General features: G+C 76.3%; 16 protein-coding genes and 1 pseudogene. 12 read left to right on the top strand and 5 right to left on the bottom strand.

The features are described 5' to 3' along the window. The 10 genes and pseudogenes from SK069_RS16030 to SK069_RS15985 all read left to right on the top strand — a co-directional run. Positions 1-253 (top strand): annotated as a pseudogene (locus tag SK069_RS16030) (ABC transporter ATP-binding protein); the annotation flags it as partial. 410 nt (positions 254-663) lie between these two features. After that, positions 664-2,037 (top strand): MlaD family protein, encoded by a 1,374-nt coding sequence (locus tag SK069_RS16025; RefSeq protein WP_319955258.1) that lies wholly within the window; start codon positions 664-666, stop codon positions 2,035-2,037. After that, positions 2,034-3,635 carry an MlaD family protein gene (locus SK069_RS16020; RefSeq protein WP_319955257.1) on the top strand — a complete coding sequence of 534 codons (1,602 nt, stop codon included), beginning with the start codon at positions 2,034-2,036 and terminating at the stop codon, positions 3,633-3,635. The genes SK069_RS16025 and SK069_RS16020 overlap by 4 nt, the downstream gene beginning before the upstream one ends. Continuing rightward, positions 3,632-5,032, top strand: a complete 1,401-nt coding sequence (locus SK069_RS16015) for an MlaD family protein (RefSeq protein ID WP_319955256.1) — start codon at positions 3,632-3,634, stop codon at positions 5,030-5,032. Before SK069_RS16020 ends, SK069_RS16015 begins: the two co-directional genes overlap by 4 nt. Then, complete coding sequence (locus SK069_RS16010) at positions 5,029-6,633, top strand: MlaD family protein (protein WP_319955255.1); 1,605 nt, start codon at positions 5,029-5,031, stop codon at positions 6,631-6,633. Before SK069_RS16015 ends, SK069_RS16010 begins: the two co-directional genes overlap by 4 nt. Next, positions 6,630-8,111 (top strand): MlaD family protein, encoded by a 1,482-nt coding sequence (locus tag SK069_RS16005; RefSeq protein WP_319955254.1) that lies wholly within the window; start codon positions 6,630-6,632, stop codon positions 8,109-8,111. Before SK069_RS16010 ends, SK069_RS16005 begins: the two co-directional genes overlap by 4 nt. Beyond that, positions 8,108-9,562: an MlaD family protein gene (locus SK069_RS16000; RefSeq protein ID WP_319955253.1), complete on the top strand. Its 1,455-nt coding sequence runs from the start codon at positions 8,108-8,110 to the stop codon at positions 9,560-9,562. The genes SK069_RS16005 and SK069_RS16000 overlap by 4 nt, the downstream gene beginning before the upstream one ends. Positions 9,563-9,641: 79 nt before the next feature. Continuing rightward, entirely contained in the window at positions 9,642-12,464 is a 2,823-nt protein-coding gene (locus SK069_RS15995; protein WP_319955252.1) for an MMPL family transporter, read from the top strand. Continuing rightward, positions 12,461-13,354 (top strand): TlpA family protein disulfide reductase, encoded by an 894-nt coding sequence (locus SK069_RS15990; protein WP_319955251.1) that lies wholly within the window; start codon positions 12,461-12,463, stop codon positions 13,352-13,354. The genes SK069_RS15995 and SK069_RS15990 overlap by 4 nt, the downstream gene beginning before the upstream one ends. A 98-nt stretch (positions 13,355-13,452) precedes the next feature. Continuing rightward, positions 13,453-14,010: a hypothetical protein gene (locus SK069_RS15985; protein ID WP_319955250.1), complete on the top strand. Its 558-nt coding sequence runs from the start codon at positions 13,453-13,455 to the stop codon at positions 14,008-14,010. Between the two features lie 28 nt (positions 14,011-14,038). Here SK069_RS15985 and SK069_RS15980 read toward each other — a convergent pair whose 3' ends face one another. Then, a complete protein-coding gene (locus SK069_RS15980; protein ID WP_319955249.1) occupies positions 14,039-14,437 on the bottom strand; it encodes a hypothetical protein in 399 nt (132 codons plus the stop codon). A 246-nt stretch (positions 14,438-14,683) separates the two neighbouring features. Beyond that, the gene (locus tag SK069_RS15975; RefSeq protein WP_319955248.1) at positions 14,684-16,003 is read right to left on the bottom strand and encodes an aminotransferase class I/II-fold pyridoxal phosphate-dependent enzyme; all 1,320 of its coding nucleotides are present in this window, start codon (positions 16,001-16,003) and stop codon (positions 14,684-14,686) included. A gap of 138 nt (positions 16,004-16,141) precedes the next feature. On the opposite strand from SK069_RS15975, the gene SK069_RS15970 reads away from it, so the two are divergent. Together SK069_RS15970 and SK069_RS15965 are read left to right on the top strand one after the other, a co-directional pair. Then, positions 16,142-17,371: a hypothetical protein gene (locus tag SK069_RS15970; protein WP_319955247.1), complete on the top strand. Its 1,230-nt coding sequence runs from the start codon at positions 16,142-16,144 to the stop codon at positions 17,369-17,371. Between the two features lie 78 nt (positions 17,372-17,449). Further along, positions 17,450-18,679 (top strand): GNAT family N-acetyltransferase, encoded by a 1,230-nt coding sequence (locus SK069_RS15965; RefSeq protein ID WP_319955246.1) that lies wholly within the window; start codon positions 17,450-17,452, stop codon positions 18,677-18,679. A gap of 2 nt (positions 18,680-18,681) precedes the next feature. Here SK069_RS15965 and SK069_RS15960 read toward each other — a convergent pair whose 3' ends face one another. The 3 genes from SK069_RS15960 to SK069_RS15950 form a co-directional block, all read right to left on the bottom strand. Beyond that, entirely contained in the window at positions 18,682-19,887 is a 1,206-nt protein-coding gene (locus SK069_RS15960; RefSeq protein ID WP_319955245.1) for a DNA-3-methyladenine glycosylase family protein, read from the bottom strand. A gap of 5 nt (positions 19,888-19,892) precedes the next feature. Next, complete coding sequence (locus SK069_RS15955) at positions 19,893-20,216, bottom strand: hypothetical protein (RefSeq protein WP_319955244.1); 324 nt, start codon at positions 20,214-20,216, stop codon at positions 19,893-19,895. Positions 20,217-20,309: 93 nt separating this feature from the next. Continuing rightward, positions 20,310-21,404, bottom strand: coding sequence for an ABC transporter substrate-binding protein (locus tag SK069_RS15950; protein ID WP_319955243.1), 1,095 nt, complete (start codon positions 21,402-21,404; stop codon positions 20,310-20,312). Positions 21,405-21,436: the final 32 nt, after the last annotated feature.

Below are 21,436 nucleotides of genomic sequence, written 5' to 3'. Positions count from 1 at the left end.
GGGCGAGCTGATCATGGAGATCCATGAGGAGACGATGCGCGAGGCCGAGGACAAGCGGCTGGAGCACCGTCCCGCGTTCACGCTGATCACGCACGACATCATGACCGCGCGCAGGGTGTCGCAGTACATCAACGTGTTGTGGAAGGGCCGGATCGTGGAGGCCGGTCCGGCGGAGCAGCTGTTCAACTCCCCGAACGCGTTCGTGGAGCAGTTCCTCGCCGGCGCCTCGCGCGGCCCGCTGGGGATGAACTGAGTCCTGGGGATCCGTCGTCGGGTGGTGTCGGGGCGCCGGTCGGCGCCCCGACCTCGTCCGAGGACCCGGCTCGGGCGGATGGCCGGGGGCCCGGACGCGGCCCCCGATCCCGCCCGGACCCGGGAGGCCCGGCGCGGCGACACGACGCCTCGCCGACGGACGGTCGACGGTGTGTGTGACCAACCGCACGCGGGGCGAATCCCCGGTCCTCGCGGGCTCGCGATCACCGTCCTGGACGGGCGTTCGGCGGGCGACGCGCCACGTTCCTACCGCGGGTACGGCCGGGCTCGCGGGGGTCGTAACATCAACGGAACGTGATTCGGCGACGCTGACCTCGGCCCGCCGTCTCCGGGGTCCCTCCTCGTGCTCCTCCGTCCATCGCGATCTCGCGGCCGCGCCGCGCACCCCCGGTGACCGACGCCCGTGCCCGCACCGCGCTGCGCGTCGGCGTCGGCGCCGCGCTGGCGGCCGTGGTCGTCGTCGTCCTCGTGCTGCTGATCGGCGGCGGGGGCGACCACCGCTACCGCCTCGTCGTGCCGAACGCCGGTCAGCTCGTGAACGGCAACGAGGTGCGCGTCGGCGGGCGGCGCGTCGGCACGATCTCCGACATCCGCCTGACGCGGGACGATCGGGCCGAGCTCGAGCTCCACGTCTCCGGCGACGTCGCCCCGCTCCACGAGGGGACCCGGGCGACCGTGCGCTCGCCCTCGCTGTCGGGCATCGCGAACCGCTACGTCTCGCTCGTCCCGGGCCCGAACAACGGGCCGGAGCTCGACGACGGTGCCACGATCGCCGCCGACCGCGTCGAGCAGATCGTCGACCTCGACCAGCTGTTCGCGACCTTCGACGCCCGGACCCGGAAGGGGCTGCAGCGCCTGCTCCGCGCCGGCGCCGACGGGCTCGAGGGCCGAGAGGACCGCGCGAACGCGACGCTGCGGCTGCTGAACCCCTCGCTCGGCGCCGGTCAGCGGCTGCTCGCCGAGGTCGTGCGCGACCAGCCCACGCTGCAGCGGTTCCTCGACGGCTCCTCGCGCGTCGTGGCGGCCCTGGGGGCGGAGCGCGGCACCCTCACCGACCTCGTCGACCACGCCCGGGCGACCTCCTCGGCGCTCGTCGCCCGCGAGGCGGCCCTCGACGCCTCGCTCGCCCGGCTGCCCGGCACGCTGCGCCGCGGCACGAGCACCTTCGCCGACCTGCGCTCGACGCTCGACGTCCTCGACCCGCTCGTCGCCGCGTCGAAGCCCGCGACCCGGCGGCTCACGCCCCTGCTGCGCGACGTCCGCCCGCTCGTGCGCGAGAGCCGCCCGACCATCGCCTCGCTGCGGTCGCTCGTGCGCAGCCCCGGGGCCGACGACGACCTGCTCGACCTGCTCGCGCGCACGCCGAAGCTCGCCGAGGTCGGCGTGCCCGCGCTGAGCCACGCCGCCCGCGCCGCCCGCGATGCCCAGCCGGTCGCGGCGTTCATCCGTCCCTACACGCCCGACTTCGTGGGCTGGCTGCGCGACTTCTCGCAGGGGGCCGCGGCGTACGACGCCAACGGCCACTACGCGCGGATCCAGCCGATCATCAACGAGAACGCGCTCGTCGCCGACCCCGTGCTCGGCCCGATCGTCCGGCAGCTCGTCGGGACGCTCGGCGGGCTCGGCGGCGTCGGCTCGCAGAACGTCGGCCCGCGGCGCTGCCCGGGTGGCGCGAGCCAGCCGCGACCGGACGGCTCCAACGTCTGGCGCGACAGCGACGGCACGCTGGACTGCGACCCGAAGGCGGTGCTCCCCGGACCATGAGCGCTCGCCGCCGCATCCTCGCGGGCGCCCTCGCGCTGCTCGCCCTCGGCACGACGACCTCGCTGGCCGCCTGCGGCGGCGACGGCGGGGACGACGGCGCCTACCGCGTCCGCGCGACGTTCGGCAACGCCTTCGCCGTCATCCCGGGGGAGGAGGTCCGGATCGCCGGCGCGCGCGTCGGCACGGTCGAGGACGTCGACGTGGACCGCGAGCGCCGCGCGGTGCTCGTCCTGCGGATCGACGACGCCGGCTTCCGCGACTTCCGCCGCGACGCGGAGTGCTCGATCCGGCCCCAGTCGATCATCGGCGAGCGGTTCGTCGAGTGCACGCCGACGCAGCCCCGCACGACGGGCAGCGCGCCGCCGCCCGCGCTGCGGACCGCGACCTTCGACGGGCAGCGCCAGCACCTGCTGCCGGTCGCCAACACCGTCAGCCCGGTCGACCTCGATCTCGTCGCCGGGATGATGCGCCTGCCCGAGCGGGAGCGCACCGCCGTCTTCCTCAACTCGCTCGGCGTCGGCCTCGCCGCCCGCGGGCCGGAGCTGCGGCGCGCGATCCGCGCCGCGCTGCCCGGCCTGCGCGAGACCGACCGCGTCCTGGCGCTCCTCGGCGACCAGAACCAGCAGCTGCGGGCGCTCGTGCGCGACAGCGACACGGCGCTGCAGCCCGTGGCCCGCGAGCGGGACCGCCTGACCCGGCTGCTCGCCCGTGCCGCGGACGTCCAGGGCGCCGTCGGCGAGCAGCGCGCGGCGCTGGACCGCGACCTGCGCCTGCTGCCGGGCACGCTGCGCGAGCTGCGCCCGACGATGGCCGAGCTCTCGCGGCTCTCCCGTCAGGGCACGCCGCTGCTGCGCGACCTGCGCTCCGCCGCGCCCGCCGGCGCCGAGCTGCTGCGGGCCGCCGCGCCGTTCAGCCGCCGCGCGCTGCGCCCGATCCAGGACCTCGGCGAGACGGCCGACGTCGCCCGGGTCGCGCTGCGCCGCGCCGACCCCGTCGTCGCCGAGCTCCAGCGGGTCGCCACGACGACGCGGGGGATCCTCGACGACGCCCGGCCGCTGACGCAGTCGCTGGAGGACAGCGGGGGCTTCCGGCGGGTGCTCGACTACATCTTCTTCCAGACCCTCGCCGTCAACGCGTACGACGACGCCGGGCACTACCTGCGGATCAACCTCATCGTCAACCAGTGCTCGGCGTACGCGACGACGCCGACCGTCGGCTGCTCGGCCGCGCTCGGCGGGGCCACCGCCGGTGCCCGGAGCGCCCGCGGCGGCCGCCGCAGCGGCGAGTCGCCGGAGATGGCCCTGACGCGGCGCGTGCTCGCCGGCGAGGATCCGGCGACGGTGCTCCGCGAGGCGCGCGGCAGCGCGGCCTACCGCCCGCTGCTGCGCCGGCTCGCCGCGATGCGCGCCCTGCAGGCCGCCGGCACCCGCGGCACCGCCGCGCCGACGACGGGGACCGACGACGACCCGATCGACGTCCGCGGCAGCCTGCTGCCGGGCGGCGCGGGCGACCGCGCGCCGGGCGCCGGCGAGATCGCCGACGACGCCGGCGAGGCGGTCGGGGACGCCCTGGCCCGGCTGCTGGGAGAGGACCGATGAGCACCGCTCCCCGCCGTCGCTCGCGCTCGTCGCTGGCCGCCAACCCGACGCTCATCGGCGCGGCGACGATCCTCATCGTCGTCGTGACGGTGATCCTCGCCTACAACGCGAACTCCGGCCTGCCGTTCGTCCGGACCTACGACGTGTCCGTCGAGCTGCGGGACGGCCAGAACCTCGTGCCCGGCAACGACGTGCGCCTCGGCGGCGCCCGCATCGGCCAGGTCGCCGACGTCGTCCCGCGGATGGAGCGCGACGGACGCGTCATCGCGGTCGCGCGGCTGAAGCTCGACCGCAACGCCTCGCCGCTGCCGGTCGACACGACGGTGCTCGTGCGCCCGCGCTCCGCGCTCGGCCTGAAGTACGTCGAGCTCACCCGCGGCCCGTCCTCCGAGGACCTGCCGGAGGGCGGGACGCTGCCGCTGCGCCAGGCGGTCGTCGAGCCGGTCGACGTCGACCAGGTCACCGCGGCGTTCGACGCCCCGACCCGCCGCGCGTTCCAGGTCGGCAACCGCGAGCTGGGCAACGCGCTCGCCGGCCGGGGCGAGGACCTCTCGACCGCGATCGCCAGCCTGCCGGTCCTCCTCGAGCGGCTCCGCCCCGTGATGGCGAACCTCGCCGACCCCGCGACGGGCCTCGTCGCGACGATCGACGCCTTCCGGCGCACCGCCGGCGAGGTCGCGCCCGTCGCCGAGGGCCAGGCGACGCTCATCCGCCACCTCGACGGGACCCTCGGGGCGCTGCAGGCCGTCGCGCGCCCGTACCTCGCCGACGCGATCGCGACCGGCGTGCCGCTGCAGGAGACGGTCCAGCGCGACCTCCCCGCGACGCGTCCGACGCTGCGCGAGACCGGACGCCTGCTCGCCGAGCTGCGGCCCGGCGTGCGCGCGCTGCGCCGCGCCGCGCCGGACCTCGCCGCCGCCGTCCGCCAGGGCACCCGCACCGTCGTCCGCCTGCCGCAGCTCAACGAGCGCCTGCGCGCGGGCCTCGGCTCGATCGAGCGGCTCGGCACGGACCCGGCCGTCCTCAAGGGCCTGCAGCGCACGACCCGCGCCAACCAGGTCCTGCAGCCGACGCTCGACCAGCTGACGCCGACCCAGGTCGTCTGCAACTACGTGACGCTCTTCGCGCGCAACCTCGCCAACCACCTCTCCGAGGGCAATCGGTTCGGCACGTGGGAGCGGGCCTTGCTCATCCTCTCCACCGACCAGATCCTGCCGACGGCGAAGCCCGCGGGGGCCCTGCACTACAACGCCTACCCGAACACGGGCCAGGCCGGTGCGGACCAGGAGTGCGAGGCGGGCAACGAGGGCTTCCGCGGCGACCGGCTGATCGGCAACGTGCCCGGGAGCCAGGGCGTGCAGACCGACCGCAGCATCGGACTGGAGCGTCGCCCGTGAGCCTCCTGCGCCGCCGCAACGGCCCGCCGAAGAGCGCCCGTGCCCGGGGGATGAACCCCGTCCGCGCCGGCGCGCTGGTGCTCGTGGCCGCCGCCCTCATCGTCTACCTCGGCTTCAGCAAGGGCCACGTGCCCGGCAGCCACGGCTTCCGCCTCAGCGCGGTCGTCGCCGACGCGCAGGCGATCAAGGCCGGCTCGCCGGTGCGCGTCGCCGGCATCCCGGTCGGGAAGGTGACGGGGGTCGAGCCCCACGGCGACGGCACGACCTCGCTCGTGAAGATGGACCTGCGCGACGACGCGCCCCGCCCGCGCCGGGACGCGACCCTGAAGATCCGCCCGCGGATCTTCCTCGAGGGCAACTTCTTCGTCGACCTGCAGCCCGGCAGCCCGCGCGCCGGCGCGCTCGCCGAGAACGCCACGCTGCCGATCACCCGCACGCAGTCGGCGGTCCAGTGGGACCAGGTGCTGAGCTCGCTGCCCGCGCAGCAGCGCCGCGACCTCCAGGACACGATCACCGGCCTGGGCAACGGCCTCGGACGCGACTACGGCGACGGCACCGCCGCCGCGGCGCTGCGCCGCACGCTGCTCGCCGCTCCGCCGGCGCTGCGTACCTCGGCGATCAACGCCGACGCGCTGCGCGGCGAGGAGCCGCACGACCTCTCGCGCCTCATCGCCGCCGCCGGCGCGCTCTCGGGCGACCTCGCCGGCCACTCCCGGCAGCTCGTCGGGGCGGTCCGCGGTCTCGACCGGACGACGGCCGCGCTGACGGCCGACCAGGGCGCGCTCGAGGGCTCGATCGCCGAGCTGGCGCCGACGCTGCGCACCGCGGACGGGGCGTTCGCGGACCTCCGGGCGGCGTTCCCGGGCACGCGCCGGCTGGCCCGCGCCCTGCTGCCGGGCGTCCGCCAGACCGCCGCCACGATCGACGCCGCGATCCCGTGGGTGCGCAGCGCCCGCACGCTCATGGGCCCCGATGCGCTCCGTGGCTGGGTGGCGACGGCCGCGCAGGCGGTCCCGGCGCTCGCGCGCTTCACCGAGGAGAGCACGAAGCTCCTGCCGCAGGTCGACGAGCTCTCGATGTGCGCGTACCGCGTGGTCCTGCCCGCGGGCAACGCGAAGATCGAGGACGGGCGGTTCACGACCGGCCGCGAGACCTACAAGGGCTTCTGGTACGGCATGGTCGGTCTCGCCGGTGAGGGCCAGAACGGCGACGGCAACGGCCCGTACGCCCGGGTCCAGACCGGGATCGGGCCGAACACGCTCGACTTCGGGCAGGTCAGCAGCGAGGGCTCCCCGCTCCTGGGCAGCGCGGCGCGCGCCCCGGTCGGCGTGCGTCCCGTCCGCCCGGCCCAGCGCCCGCCCTACGTCGACGACCAGCCGTGCTCGCAGCAGCCGGTGCCGGATCCGAACGAGGCCCGCTCGGCGCCCGGCGACGCGGCGCAGGTCGTCGGCGCGGCCCGGGGCGCCGAGGCCCGCGATCGCGGGACGACCGGCCTGGACGCGCCGGTCGGCGGCGTGCGCGACGTCGGCGGCCTGGCGAGCGAGGTCGCCGAGCGCCTCAGCCCCTTCGCCGGCCGCCTCGACGGGAAGGACGCGAAGTGAAGCGCGCCATCCGCCAGCACGGCCGGTGGGTCGCGATCATCCTCGCGATGGCGGCGACGGCGCTCGTCGTCACCGTCTACCTGCTCGTGAACCAGCGCGTCTCGTTCCCGGGGTGGGTCCCGGGGATCGGCCAGGAGGACGTCCGGTACCGCGTCGAGCTCGACACCGCCCAGTCGGTGACGCCGGGCCAGGGCCAGACCGTCACGATCGCCGGCGTCGAGGTCGGCGACATCACCGACGTCGAGCTGCACGGCGGCCGTGCGGTGGTCGGCATCCGGCTGCGCGAGAAGTACGCCGCGATGATGCGGCGCGACGCCTCCGCGCTGCTCCGACCGAAGACGGGGCTCAACGACATGGTGCTCGAGCTCGACCCGGGCACGCCGACCGCGCCGCGCGTCCCGGCCGGCTTCACGATCCCGGCCGCCCGGACCCGCCCGAACGTCAACGTCGACGAGATCCTGGCCTCGCTGGACACCGACACGCGGGGCGCGCTGCAGCTGCTGCTGAACGGCGCCGGCTCGGCGCTGGAGGGGCAGTCGCGGCAGCTCTCCGACGGCCTGCGCGAGATCGACCCGGTGACGCGCAACCTCCGCCGGATCGGCGAGGCGCTCGAGGACCGGCGCGAGAACACGCGCCGCGTCGTCGGGCGGCTGCGGCTCGTCACCGAGGCGCTGGCGCGCAACCGCGGCGACGTCGTGCGGGCGGTCGACACGACCGACGACGTCTTCTCGACGATCGGCGCCCGCGATCGCGAGCTGCGCGCCGCCCTGCGCGAGCTGCCCGCCACGCTGCGCACGACGCGCACCGCGCTCCAGGACGGCGGGGCGCTCGCCCGCCAGCTGCGGCCGGCCACCGCGGCGCTCCAGCCCGTGGCCGACGCGCTGGAGCCCGCGCTGCGCGCGAGCCGCCCGTTCCTGCAGCGCACCGAGCCGGTGCTGCGCGAGCAGCTCCTGCCCTTCAGCCGCGAGACGCTGCCGACCCTGCGCCGCCTGCGGCGAGCGGCCACGACGACGGCCGAGCTGTCGCCGGACGCCACGGCGACGCTCGCGACGCTCAACCGCGCGGCGAACATGCTCGCCTACGACCCGCCGGGCGAGGAGCAGGGCTACCTCTTCTGGGCGCAGTGGCTCACGCACCTCGCGCCGTGGATCTTCAACACCCAGGACGCCCACGGCCCGATCCGGCGCGGCATGATCCTCGTCACCTGCACGTCGCTGGGGTCGTTCTCCGACGCCGCGCGGGTGAACCCGGTCGCGGGCCTGCTGACCGGGGTCTTCTCGAGCCTCTCGGGCTCGGGGCTGTGCCCGATCGGCCCGGGCGACGCGTCGGGCAACCGCGGCGACACGCCGCGGTCGGGCACGCGGGACGGGGCGGCCACGACGCGGAGCGGCGCCGCCGCGCGCGACGGCGCCGCGGCCCGTGATGAGCAGCAGGCGCGCGCCGCCGCCGGCGCCGCCGCGACGGGAGGCACGCGATGAGCACCCGCTCGCCCGGCGTCGGCCGGATCCTCCTCATGATCGGCTTCGCGCTGTCGTGCTTCGCGCTGCTGCTCTTCCTCTGGCTCGCGTTCGGCGGCCCCGCGCCGCTGCGTCCGCAGGGGTACCGCGTCCACGTGTCCTTCGCCGAGGGCGCCCAGCTGGCCAGCGAGGCCGACGTGCGGATCTCGGGCGTCCCCGTCGGCAAGGTGAAGTCGATCGAGGCGAACCGCCGGACCGGTCGCGCCGACGCGGTCGTCGAGGTGCAGCCGCGGTTCGCGCCGCTGCCGCGGAACACCCGCGCGGTGCTGCGCGCCAAGACGCTGCTCGGCGAGACGTACGTCGAGCTCACGCCCGGGAACCGGCGCGGCCCCGCGATCGCGGACGGCGGGCGCCTGCCCGACGGCCGCGTCGCCGAGACCGTCGAGTTCGACGAGGTCCTGCGGACGTTCGACCGCCCGACCCGCGAGGCGCTCCGCGAGCAGCTCCAGCGCTCGGCGCTCGCCCTCGACGGCCGCGGCACGGACCTGTCCGCGGCGATCGGCCTGTTCTCGCCCTTCGCCCAGGACGGCGCGACGCTCCTGCGGATCCTCGACGCCCAGCGCGGCGACCTGCGGACCCTCGTGCGCGACGGCGGGCGGACCGTCGGCGCGCTGAGCGAGCGTCGCGGGCAGCTCGCGGGCCTCATCACCGACGCCGGGCGCGCGCTGGCGATCACCGACCGCCGCGGCGCGTCGCTGCGCGCGGGGGTCGCGGCCCTTCCCGCCTTCCAGCGCGAGGCGCAGCGGTCGGTCGCCCGGCTGCGCCGCTTCAGCGACGCGAGCGCGCCGCTCGTGGCCCAGCTGCGTCCGGCGGCGCGGGAGCTCAGCCCGTCCCTGCGGAGCCTCGAGCAGCTCGCGCCCGACCTGCGCGCGCTCTTCGTCGACCTCGGGCCGCTCATCACGCGCAGCCGGACGGGGCTGCCCGCGCTGACCGAGGTGACCGACGCGCTGCGTCCCGCGCTGGCCGACATCGGGCCGCTGCTGCGCGAGGTCAACCCGGCGCTGGAGTTCGTCGGGCGCTACCCGCAGGAGGGGCGCGCGTTCTTCGCGAACGCCGGGATGGCGCTCAACGGCAGCGCGCTCGGCGTCGACGGCAAGCGCTACGGCTACCTGCGCCTCGTCACCCCGCTGAACCTCGAGAACCTCGCGATCTGGAAGCGACGCCTGGCCACGAACCGCCCGAACGCGTACGCGAAGCCCGGGGCGTTCTCGCAGCTCGCCCAGGGGATGCCGGTGTTCGAGAACCGCCAGTGCGGGGCGCCGCGCCCGAGCGCGGGCGTGCTCAGCGACCTGCTCGAGACGCTCGGCGCCTCCCTGACGGCGCTGGCCCCGGGCTGCGCGAAGCAGGGACCGTTCACGAACCCGGACGGCTCGACGGGCGACTACCCGCGCGTCGCGCGCGACCCGGAGTGACCGGTCCGTCGCGCCCCCGCCCGACGGGCCGTCCGGTCACCGGGTCCGGGCGCTGGTCCGCCGGATAGGCTGCACGGCCGTGGGACGGCTCGTGGACCTCGCCCTGCGCCGTCCCGGGCGCGTCCTGCTCGTGACGCTCCTGCTCGTCGCCGCCGGACTCTACGGCCTGACGCAGCTTCGGACCTCCGCCGCCGTCCGCACGATCACCGGGACCGACTCGGAGGCCTGGCGCGCCGACCGCGACGTCGCCGCGACGTTCGGCGACGAGGCGATCGTCGTGCTCGTGCGCGAGTCCGCGGGCGACCTCGCGTCGACGAACGACCTCCAGCGGCTCATCGGGCTCGAGGGCTGCCTGGCGGGGAGCTTCCCGCCCGAGGCGGAGGAGATCCCCGGCGGTCCCGACGGTCCGTGCGCGCGGCTGCGCGAGCGGCGCGCGGCGAAGGTCGTCTACGGCCCCGCGACGTTCGTGAACACCGCGGCGAACGCCTTCACCGAGACCGCGCAGGCGCAGGTCCAGAGCGGCCTGGCCGGGGCGCAGCAGGCCGCGGCCGAGGCGCAGCAGGCGGCCCGGCGCCGCGGCGCGACCAGCGCGGAGGCGCGGCGCGCCGGCGAGCGGGCCCAGCAGCGCGAGATCCAGAAGCTCACGGCGCTGGCGCAGCAGATCAGCCAGGAGTACGGGATCGACCCGACGCAGGTCTCGCTCGCCAACCCGCAGTTCGTCAGCCGCTTCCTGTTCGACGCCGACGCGCCGGCCGGCACGCCGAAGGCGCGCTTCGCGGCGGTGCTGCCCAACCGCGACGCGGCGCTCGTGACGCTGCGCCTGCGGGAGGGCCTGAGCGACGAGGACCGTCGCGCGGTCGTCGCGCTCGTGCGCGAGGCGGTGGCGCTCGACCAGTTCCGGCTCGAGCGCGGCGCCGGCTACGTCGTCAGCGGCGCGCCGGTGCTCGTCGACGCGGTCGCCGTCGAGCTCGAGCACGCGCTGCTGCTCCTGCTCGCCGTCGGCGTCCTCGTGATGGGGATCGTGCTGGCGCTGACCTTCCCGGAGCGCCGGCGGCTGCTGCCGCTCGGGATCGCGCTCGGCACGCTCGCCGTCGTCTTCGGCGGGACGGGCCTGCTCGGCATCCCCGTGAACCTCGGCACGATCGCGACGCTGCCGGTCCTGCTGGGCCTGGCGGTCGACTACGGCGTCCAGCTCCACGCCCGGGTCGAGGAGCAGCGGCGCCGCGGCCTGCGAGGACCCGAGGCGGCGCGGCGCGCGGTCGCCGCCGGCGGCCGCCCGGTCCTCCTCGCCGCCGGCGCGACGCTCGCCGGGTTCCTCGTCCTGCTGCTCTCGCCGACGCCGCTCGTGCGCGGCTTCGCGCTCGTCCTGCTCGTCGGCGTGGCGCTGGCCGTCCTGGCCGCGTTCACCGTGGGCCTGACCCTCCACGCGGCGCTCGGGCACCGCGTCGCGGCGCCTCCGCGGTCGCGCGACCGCCCGCCGCGTCGGCTGCCGCGCCCGCTGGCGGCACCGGCCCGCGCGCTCGGGACGCTCCTGCGGACGCTAGGGCGCCTCGTCGCCGCCGTCGTCGCCCTCGCGCGCGCCGCCGGGGCGCGAATCCTGCGTGCCGCGCGCTGGATCGGCGGCCGGCTGACGCCGGTCGGTCGGGTCGCGGCGCGCCTCCTCGGGCCGGCGGGGCGGCTGCTCGCGCGGCCGCTGCGGCCGGTCGGCCGGGCGATCCGGCGGGGCGCCCTCGCCGCCGTGCGGGAGCGCGAGCCGACGCCCGCGCCCGAGCGCGGGGGCATCGGCGGCACGACGGCCGTGCGACGGCTCGTCGCCTTCAGCCACGGGCGACCCGTCCTCGTGCTCGTCGTGGGGACCGTGCTCGCGCTGGCCGGCGTCGTGCTCGGCTCGCGCGAGCCGGTGGAGACCGACCTGCAGCGGCTCGTGCCCGACGACCTGCCGGCGCTGCGCGACCTGCGGACCCTCGAGCGCGCCAGCGGGGTGTCCGGGGAGCTGCAGGTGCTCGTGGAGGCCGACGCCGTGACCGCGCCCTCGGTCCTGCGCTGGATCGGGGAGGCCCGCGCGCGGATCCTCGCGGCGGGCGACTACCGCGCCGACCGCGGGTGCGCCGCCGCGCGGCTCTGCCCGCTCGGCGCCCCCACGGACCTCCTGGACCCCGCGCAGCTGCGCACGCAGCAGGCGGTGGACGAGAGCCTCGCCGCGCTGCCGGCGTACTTCACCGGGTCGACGATCGCCCCGGACCGCGATCGCGCGCTGCTGAGCTTCGGCCTGCGGCTCGGGCCGCTGGACCGCCAGCGCCAGCTCGTCGGCGCGGTCCGCGACGCGATCGCCGATCCGCCCGAGGGCGTGCGCGCGACCGCGACCGGGCTGCCGGTCCTCGTAGCCGACGCCAGCGGCGAGGTCTCCTCCTCGACCCGGCGCGTGCTGACGCTGCTCGGCAGCCTCGTGCTCGTCGGACTGCTGCTCGTCGTGGCCACGCGCAGCCGGCGTCGCGGGCTCGTGCCGCTCGTCCCCGTCGCGATGGCGGCCGGCTGGTCGGGTCTGGCGACGTGGGCGCTGGGCCTGCCGCTGAACCCGCTGTCGGTCGTCCTCGGCGCGCTCGTGGTCGCGATCGGGACCGAGTTCAGCGTCCTGCTCTCGGAGCGGTACCACGAGGAGCGCGCGGCGGGCCAGGGCAGCGCGATGGCGATCGCCCGGACCGCCCGCTCGACCGGCCGCGCGGTGGGCGCGTCGGCGGCGACGGCGATCGCGGGCTTCGCCGTCCTCGCCGTGAGCGACATCCCCCTCCTGCGGCAGTTCGGCCTCGTGACGGTCCTCGACCTCGCGGTGGCGGTCCTCGCGGTGGTCCTCGTCCTGCCCGCCCTCGCGGCGATCGGGGCCCGGCGGAAGGTGGCGGCATGAGCGATGGGGGAGACCGGCGCGAGGACGAGCGCCCCGAGGACGACCCGCTCGGGTTCGCGCCCGACGACCGCGACCGCGGTGACGTCCCCGCCCCCGACCGCGGCGAGGACGATCCGCTCGGGTTCGCGCCCGACGATCGCGACCGCGGTGACGTCCCCGCGCCCGCCCCGGCGCCCGACGTCGACGGTCCGCGCCGTCCCGTCGTGCGGCGCGGGCCGACGCTCTCGAGCCCGAACAAGCCCCAGACCGGCCGCTACCTCGCGATCGCCGGCATCCTCCTGCTCGTCGTGGCGACGATCTCGACGCTCGCGGGGCGGGACCGCACCGGGGGCGTCATCGATCCCGGCGACGAGCTGCCGCCCTTCGCCGCCCCGCTGGCGACCGCGCCGAAGCTCGACCACGACGACGTGAACCTCGCGACCGCGGCGAACCAGGGCGACGCCGGGTCCCGCCCCGCCTGCTCGATCCGCAACCCCTCCGTCGTGACCTCGTGCGCGCTCCTGGAGCGGGGGCCCCTCGTCCTCGTGCTCTACAGCCAGGGGATCGACCAGTGCGTCCGCGCCGTCGACGCGCTCGACCGGCTGCGCGCTCGCGAGCCGTCGGTGTCGACGCTCGCCGTCGCGGTGCTCGGCGAGCACGGCGAGACGGCGCGGACGGCGCGCGATCGGCGCTGGGCCCTGCCGGTCGTCTACGACCACGACGGCGCGCTGTCCACGCGGCTCGGCGTGCCGGCGTGCCCGTTCGTCGTCACGGTGCGGCGCGACGGGACCGTCCTGGAGCGGCTCGTCGGCGGGCTCTCGTCCGCGCGGCTGGCCGCCGCGGTCCGGCGGCTGGTCTCCGACGACCGCGCGCCGCGCCGCACGACGACCGCTCCGACGCCCGGGCGCTGAGCGCGAGCGGGCGGCTGTCGGCGGGTCCCATCGCGCGGCCGGCGCCCGGGGCCCCAGGCCCCACGGCGGCCGGGGCGATTGGCTAGGCTCGCCGCCAGATGGCCGGGTCGAGCAAGAAGTCGCGGCAGAGCCGCAAGCGGCGGGTGGCGACCCGCCGCGCCGATGCCGAGCGCCGGGGCGCCGAGCCGCCGGCGGCGACGCCGCCGAAGAACCGCCCGACCGCGTCGGCCGCCAAGCGGGCTCCCGGCGGCAAGCCGCTGACGATGAAGGCGAGCCTCGACGAGGCGCCACCGGCGCCGTGGCACCCGATCCCGCTGACGGAGATCCTCATCTTCGTCGGGCTCGTCCTCGTCGTCGTCGGGCTCGTCACGCAGCGGATCGAGGTCCTCGGCGGCGGGCTGCTCGTCGTCGCCGCGTCGTCGACGGAGCTCTCGGCCCGGGAGCACTTCGCCGGCTACCGCTCGCACAGCTCGCTGCTCGCGGGCGTCGCGGCGATCATCGTGTCGACCCTCGCCGGGATCGCGCTCGGCGCGCTCGACGTCGGGATCCCCGTCTGGAGCCTCCTGATCGTCGCGGCGGTCGTCTTCGCCGTGCTCTTCTGGCTGCTGCGTCGCGCGTTCCGCAACCGCACCGGCGGGCTGTCGTTCCGCGTGTGAGCGCGCGACGGGCCCGCCGGCGAGCCGCTCAGCGGGTGAGCGCCTCGATCAGGGCGAGGCGCTGACGGGTGGTCAGCCGGCTGATCGCCTTCGTCTCGGGGATCGGGATCCGTCGCAGCACCCGCAGCGTCCGCGCGTCGCCCCAGCGGTGCTGCGCGGAGAGGAGCTCGCCGACCGGCAGCGTCTCGGCGCCCTTCGGGCACCGGCGCAGCACCTCGACGACGCTCAGCGCCCCCTCCTGGACCTCGCGCTTCACCGCCGCCCGCGCGCTGCGGACCTCGTTGGCGCGCCGCAGCGCCGCGGCCCGCTGCGCGCGACGCTCGCGGTCGACGGCGGCCAGCGACGGCTGCGGGTGGACGGCCGTCGCGGCGCACGGCGGGTAGCCGAGCGGGGTGGCGTGGACGGGGCTCGGGACGGGTACGGGCACGGGCGACTCACTCCCTCGGTACGGAGGCTCGGCGGCAGATCGGAGATCGGCGGACGGCCCATGCACGGAGCCGTCGCGAACACGGCGCCCGGGTCGTCCCACCACGACCCGTCGGCGCTGTCCCTCGAACCTATGCGGCCCGCCCGACGTCGGTCAACGGCGGTTTCGGAGGTCGCCCGCTCCTAGCGGGAAAAATTCGCGAGCCGCAAACGTTCGACCGATGACGAACGAGGAATCCGACGGCGCTCAGTGGCTGTCGGGACCCGGCAGCTCGCCGTGCTCGGCCTCGAACGCGCGCTTCACGCGCTCGAACGCCCCGAGCGCGCGGTCGAGGTCCTCGCGCCGGTGCGTCGCCATCACCGACGTGCGCAGGAGCGCGCCACCCGGCGGGACCGCAGGGTGCAGGGCGGTGTTCACGAAGACCCCGGCGTCGAAGAGCGCGCGCCAGAGCAGCGCGGCCTTCCAGTCGTCGCCGACGAGCACCGGCACGATCGGCGTCACGACGTCGTCGCGCCCGTCGGGACCGGGGGCGGCGGCCCCGAGGGCCTGCGGTCGCACGACGGCGTACCCGAGCTGCTCGAGGCCGTCCCGGAGGTACCGCGCGTTGTCGAGCACCCCGGCCAGGAGCGCGGGGCCCTCGTCGGAGCGCACGATCCGCAGGGCGGCGAGCGCCGCGCCGACGGCGGCGGGGACGGCGGAGGCGGTGAAGAGGAACGCCCGCGAGCTGATGCGCAGGTAGTCGACGACCTCGGTGGCGCCCGCGATGAAGCCGCCGCAGGAGGCCAGCGACTTCGAGAACGTGCCCATCCGCAGGTCGACGCGGTCCTCGACGCCGAGCAGCTCGCTCGCGCCGGCGCCGCGGGTGCCCAGGACGCCGGCGCCGTGGGCCTCGTCGACCATGAGCCGGGCGCCGTAGCGGCCGCAGAGCTCGGCGATCTCGGCCAGCGGGGCGATGTCGCCCTCCATCGAGAAGACCCCGTCGACGACGACGAGCACGCCACCGCCGTCGCCCGCGGCGCGCTGGAGCTGCTTCTCGAGCTTGTCGAGCTTGTTGTGGCGGAACGCGCGGAGCTTCGCCCGGCTCAGGAGGCAGCCGTCGAGGATCGACGCGTGGTCGGCGGAGTCCGCGACGACGGTGTCGCCCGGAGCGAGGATCGTGCCGAGCGTGCCGACGTTGGCCTGGTGGCCGGTCGAGAAGACGATCGCGTCCTCGGTGCCCATCCACGCGGCGATCTCGCGCTCGAGCTCGAGGTGCAGGGGGATCGTCCCGTTCAGCAGGCGCGAGCCCGTGAGGCCCGAGCCGTAGGCGTCGATCGCGTCGTGCGCCGCCTGCAGCACCCGCGGGTCCGACGTCAGGCCGAGGTAGTTGTTCGAGCCGAGCTGCACCCGCTCGGCGCCCTCCATGACCACGACGGGCTGGGCGGCGGACTCCTGGACGTGGAAGTACGGCAGCAGGCCCGCGTCGCGTGCGGCGTTCAGCTGCGCCTCGCGCTCGTGCCCGCGGACCTTCGCGAACACGTCGACGGGGGCGGTGCTGGTGGCGGGGGCGGGCGCGGAGTCGGTCATGGGGCTTCGAGGGTTCTACACCGCCACCCCCTCCCGGGCACGGCTCCCTCCGACGCCCGCCGCGCCGGGCGGACGTCGCGGTCGCCCCGATCCCGCGCAGGCGGCGGATCCGATGCGACCGTGGGTAGGGTCGAGGCCATGGCACTGCGCATCCGGACGGTGGGCGGACGAGGCGACCTGCGGGCCTTCATCGATCTGCCGTACCGCCTGCACCGCGACGAGCCGCACTGGATCCCGCCGCTGCGTCTGCTCGTCCGCCAGCAGCTCGACCGCCGGCGCAACCCGTTCTTCCAGCACGCCGAGGCGGAGTACTTCCTGGCCGAGCGGGACGGGCGCGTCGTCGGGCGGATCTCCGCCCACGTCGACCGCAACCTCCAGGAGTTCCAGGGCAACCGCTGGGGGCTCTTCGGCTGGTTCGAGTGCGAGGACGACCAGGAGGCCGCCGGCGCGCTCGTCGACGCCGCCTCGGCGTGGGTGCTGCAGCGCGACTGCGACCGGCTCGTCGGGCCGATGAGCTTCACGACCAACGACGAGTGCGGGCTGCTCGTGGCCGGGTTCGACCGGCCGCCGATCATCCTCACCGGCTGGCACCCGCCGTACTACGGCCGCCTCCTGGCCGGGGCGGGCCTCGGCAAGGCGATGGACGCGCTGATGTGGGACCTCCACGTGTCCGAGCGCTCGCGCGTGCACCCCGCGATCTGGGAGCTGGCGGGCAAGGTCGAGTCCGAGCACGGGATCCGCTGCCGCCACTTCCGCAGGAAGGACCTCGAGGCCGAGGTCGGGCGGTTCCTCGAGGTCTACAACGCCGCCTGGGAGCGCAACTGGGGTTTCGTCCCGCTCTCCGAGGCCGAGGTCCGCGCGTACGCGAAGGAGCTGCGACCCGTGCTCGACGAGCACTGGGCGATGCTCGCCGAGAAGGTCGACACGGGGGAGACCGTCGGGGCGGCCCTGACGCTCCCGGACGTCAACCAGGTGCTCGCGCGCGTGCGGGACGGCCGGCTGCTGCCGCTCGGCTGGCTCACGCTCCTGCGCCACCGCCGGGCGACGAACCGCGTGCGGGTGTTCGCGCTGGGCGTCAAGCGCGAGTACCAGCACACGGGGGTGGCGGCCCGGCTCTACGAGATGCACTACGACTCGGCGGAGGCGACGCCGCAGAAGGGCGGCGAGACCGGCTGGATCCTCGAGTCGAACACCGCGATGAACAAGGCGATGTCGGGCATGGGCGGCACGGTCGTGCGCCGCTACCGGTTCTTCGAGCGGCTGCTCGTCGACGGGGCGGAGAGCTCCGCGACCCCCGGCGGCGAGTTCTCGGGCGACTGGACCCACGAGGTCGCCGGCGACGGGAGCGTCGCGCGGGTCGACGCGTAGCCGGGACCTCCGTGGCGTCGGTCGCGCCGGGGCGACGCCGCGGAGGCCGCCGCACCCCCGGCCGGTAGGGTGGCGCCGGTGACCGTCCAGATCCGTCCCGTCCGCGACAAGCGCGACCTCCGGGCGTTCATCGACCTCCAGTACCGGCTCTACGACCGGAAGGCGCAGCCGCACTGGGTGCCGCCGCTGCGGCTCATGATCCGCCAGCAGCTCGACCGTCGGAAGAACCCGTGGTTCCAGCACAGCGAGGCGGAGCTGCTGCTCGCCGAGCGCGACGGCCGCGTCGTGGGGCGGATCTCTGCCCACGTCGATCGCAACCTCCAGGAGTTCCAGGGCAACCGGTGGGGGCTCTTCGGCTGGTTCGAGTGCGAGGACGACCAGGAGGCCGCCACCGCCCTGCTGGACGCCGCCGGAGCCTGGGCGCGCGAGCGGGGCTGCGACCGGGTCGTGGGGCCGATGAGCTTCACGACCAACGACGAGTGCGGCCTGCTCGTGGCGGGCTTCGAGCGGCCCCCGATCGTGCTGACGGGCTGGCACCATCCGTACTACCGCGACCTGATCGAGAACGCGGGGGGCTTCCACCGGGCGATGGACGTCCTGATGTGGGATCTCCACGCCCGCGACCGCGAGCGCGTGCACCCCATGATCTGGCGGATCGCCGAGCGCGTCGAGTCCGAGCACGGCATCGTCACCCGCCACTTCCGCAAGAAGGACCTCGACGCCGAGGTCGGGCGCTTCCTCGAGGTCTACAACGCCGCGTGGGAGAAGAACTGGGGCTTCGTGCCGCTGAACGAGACCGAGGTGCGGCACTACGCCAAGGAGCTCGCGCCGATCCTCGACGAGCACTGGGCGATGGTCGCCGAGAACCCCGAGACCGGCGAGGTCGTCGGGGCGGCGCTCTCGCTGCCCGACCTCAACCAGGTCCTCGCGCGGCTGAAGGACGGCCGCCTGCTGCCCTTCGGCTGGCTGACGCTCCTGCGCCACCGCCACCACACCGACCGGGTCCGCGTGTTCGCGCTCGGGGTGAAGCCCGAGCACCAGCACACCGGGGTCGGGGCGAAGCTCTACGAGATGCACTACCAGTCCGCCATGCGCCGCCCGCAGGGCGGCGGCGAGTGCGGCTGGATCCTCGAGTCGAACACGAACATGAACCGGGCCATGACGAAGATGGGCGGCACGGTCGCCCGGCGCTACCGGTTCTACGAGCGGCTGCTGGAGGACGACGCCGAGCCGTCGACGCCGAAGGACTCGAAGTGGACCGGGGACTGGGTCGACGAGGAGTCGGTCCAGGCCGGCGGTCGGGTCTGAGCCTACGCCGCGACGGGGCGCGGGGCCAGCGGCTCGACGTCGGTCGCCGGCGCCGGGGCGCCGGCCCGGCGCCGCGCCGGGGCGAGCACCCGGACGGCGAGCGGGCCGGCCGGGGCCGGCGCCGCCACGGGCGCCGGCCGGGCGGGGGCGGGCGTCGTGGCCTGCGGCAGGTCCCGCTCTCGCGGCAGGGCCTCGCCCCGGGTGGCCATGACGTGCGCGGCGGCGAGCGCTCCCCACGGCGCGTAGCGGGCCAGCAGCGCGTCGACCTCGGCCTCCGTCGCCCGGGCGCGCGGGTCGCCGGTGCGCATCCGCCCGAGGGCCTTGACGAGGTTCAGGTCGCCGGACGGGGGCCGGTCGAGGCGTCCGAGGACCTGGGTGGCCACGAGCGCGAGCGTCCAGGAGCCGATCTCCGGGATCGCGTCGAGGCGGCCCAGCACCCGCTCGCCGTCCCGGTCGAGGCCGGCGTGGGGGACGGCCGCCGCCGCGCCGCGGCCGTGCGGGTCCAGCCGCCCGGCGGCGAGCTCGCGGGCCGCGCGGTGCAGCGCCTGCGCCCGCGCGGGGGCCAGGCCGCACGCCTCGAAGTGGGCGGGGACGAGCCGCGCGGCGACCTCCTCGGCGCTCGGCAGCGCCCAGAGCACCCGCCGGGCGCCCCGTCGCCGCAGCCGTCCCGCCGCGCCGGAGCCGCGCTCCAGCCCGATGACCCCGTCGCGCGCGTCGAGCCCCAGCGCGGCGCCGTGGCGCCACGCGATCCGGCGCTCGATCCGCACGGCGTCCTCGAACGCGATGAGCTGCTCGCACACCGCGCAGACCAGCGCCTCGAAGAGCGACCCGCGCCGGCTCGGCCGCAGCCACGGCCGGTCGCGCAGCGACGGGCCGATCAGCGCGTCGCCGCGGTGGGCGGCGAGGAACGGGCGCAGGTCCTCGTCGCAGGCGAGGATCCGCCGCCAGCGCGTCAGCGCGCGGTCGAGGAGGGCCGCGTCGTCCCCCGAGGGCTCGGCGGCGGTGGCGCCGAGCGCGAGGCGGCCGTCGGCCCGCAGCGCCGCGCGCAGGAGGACGAGACGACCGTCGACGCGCTCCACGCGCCGCACGATCCCGCCCTCGCGGCGCTGCTGCCCCTCGGGCGAGCCCCCGGGCAGGCGGTAGGGACCGACGGGCGCGACGACGATCCGGCGCTCCGCCGGACCGGTCGCGACCGGACGACCGGGCACCGCGCTCAGCGCGCGCGGACGCGCACGCGATGGACGTCGACGACGAAGCGCTGGGTGTCGAGCACCTCGACGCCGCGCGGGAGCGCCGGGCGGCGCCGCGCGGCGGCGCTGCGGTGCGCGACGACCGCGGTGGCGATCGCGCCGGCGACGAAGCCGGTCGTCGCCACGGCGGCCGCCTGGACGGCGACGGCCTTCGCCGAGCGGCGCGGCTCGAGCTCGCGGGCGGTCGCCTCGACGGCGATGAGCTCGCCGTCGACGAGCTCGCTGGGCACCGCCTCCGCCGCCACCGCGCGGAGGTCGAGGTCGGGCTCGGGAGGCGACCAGGACATGACGCCCCCGAGGCTAGCGCCAGGGGCGGCGGCACACGCCGCCCCGGCGGTGGGACCGTCGGACCCCGAGCCCGGTGCGGGACTCCGCGGCGCCTACGGCCCCCGGACGCCCTCGGGGACCTGCGACGGGCGCTCCGCGCCGCTCGGGCTCTTGCGGCCCTCGCCGCCCGCGCCCTCGCCGGGCAGGAAGTCGGTCGTCACGACGTTGTCCAGCGGGATCGGGCGGGTGAGCAGCGCGTTGTCGACCATCCACTGGCCGTAGTCGGCCCAGTCGTCCGTGCTGAGCCAGCCCCACGGGCGGCGCGGCTCGGCGGGGAAGAACGCGCCCTCGCGGACGGTCCGGCGGATCGCCGCGCCCTGCAGGCCGCGGTCGAGGTCGGGGTTGGCCTTCACGAGCGCCTCGGTGCCCACGGCGGGGTCGCGCCGGACCGCCTCGTAGCCGTTGGCGAGCGCCCGCACGAACCGGCGCACGCCGGACTCCTTCTCGGCCAGCGTCCGGCTGCGCGCGACGAGCACGAGCTCGTCGTAGCGCGGCACGCCGAGCTCGTCGACCGGCACGACGACCGGCTTGCGGTCGGCGCGCTCCAGCTCGAGCCCCTCGTAGTTCCAGTACGCGCCCAGCGTGGCGTCGACGCGGCCGGAGACGAGCGCCCGGTTGAGGTTGAAGCCGACGTTCACCTGCTTGACGTCGGACGGGTCGACGCCCGCCTCCCGCAGGATCGTGCGCAGGTAGGCGGTCTGGTAGGGGATCCCGGCGGTACCGACGGTCTTCCCGCGCAGGTCCGCGGGCTTGGAGATCTTCGCCTTCGGCAGGCTGATGAGCGACGTCAGCGGCTTCGTGACGATCGCGGCGACCGCCGTGACGTCCTTGCCGGCGGCCTGCGCGAGCAGCACCTCGGGCTCGTAGGTGATCGCCAGGTCGACCTTGCCGGCGGTCAGCTGGTTGAGGACCGTGGCCGGGTCGCTCGGGGTCCGCAGGTCGACGTCGAGGCCGGCCTTCGCGAAGCCCCCGCTCTCGCGCGCCTGGTAGATCCCGGCGTGGTTCGCGTTGGGCAGGTAGTCCAGGAGCACCGAGAGGCGGGTCGTCGGCGGCCGCTCGTCGGAGAGGTCCTCCGGCTTCTCGCCGCAGGCGGTGAGCAGCAGCGCGGCCAGCAGGGCGCAGGTCAGCAAGAGCGGTCGTCGGGTCATCGAGCGTCTCCGGGTCGGGCGGCGTGGGCCAC

This window comes from Patulibacter brassicae, assembly GCF_033949425.1.
Taxonomy (GTDB): domain Bacteria; phylum Actinomycetota; class Thermoleophilia; order Solirubrobacterales; family Solirubrobacteraceae; genus Patulibacter; species Patulibacter brassicae.
The sequence above is the reverse complement of the archived record's forward strand: the minus strand, read 5'-3'. Positions and strand labels throughout refer to the sequence as shown.

What these genes read in the sequence shown, in the direction of transcription:
- SK069_RS16020 (WP_319955257.1), top strand. Translation starts at nt 2,034, where the DNA reads ATGAGCGCTCGCCGCCGCATCCTCGCGGGCGCCCTCGCGCTGCTCGCC.
- SK069_RS16015 (WP_319955256.1), top strand. Translation starts at nt 3,632, where the DNA reads ATGAGCACCGCTCCCCGCCGTCGCTCGCGCTCGTCGCTGGCCGCCAAC.
- SK069_RS16000 (WP_319955253.1), top strand. Translation starts at nt 8,108, where the DNA reads ATGAGCACCCGCTCGCCCGGCGTCGGCCGGATCCTCCTCATGATCGGC.
- SK069_RS15990 (WP_319955251.1), top strand. Translation starts at nt 12,461, where the DNA reads ATGAGCGATGGGGGAGACCGGCGCGAGGACGAGCGCCCCGAGGACGAC.
- SK069_RS15985 (WP_319955250.1), top strand. Translation starts at nt 13,453, where the DNA reads ATGGCCGGGTCGAGCAAGAAGTCGCGGCAGAGCCGCAAGCGGCGGGTG.
- SK069_RS15975 (WP_319955248.1), bottom strand. Translation starts at nt 16,003, where the DNA reads ATGACCGACTCCGCGCCCGCCCCCGCCACCAGCACCGCCCCCGTCGAC.
- SK069_RS15970 (WP_319955247.1), top strand. Translation starts at nt 16,142, where the DNA reads ATGGCACTGCGCATCCGGACGGTGGGCGGACGAGGCGACCTGCGGGCC.
- SK069_RS15955 (WP_319955244.1), bottom strand. Translation starts at nt 20,216, where the DNA reads ATGTCCTGGTCGCCTCCCGAGCCCGACCTCGACCTCCGCGCGGTGGCG.
- SK069_RS15950 (WP_319955243.1), bottom strand. Translation starts at nt 21,404, where the DNA reads ATGACCCGACGACCGCTCTTGCTGACCTGCGCCCTGCTGGCCGCGCTG.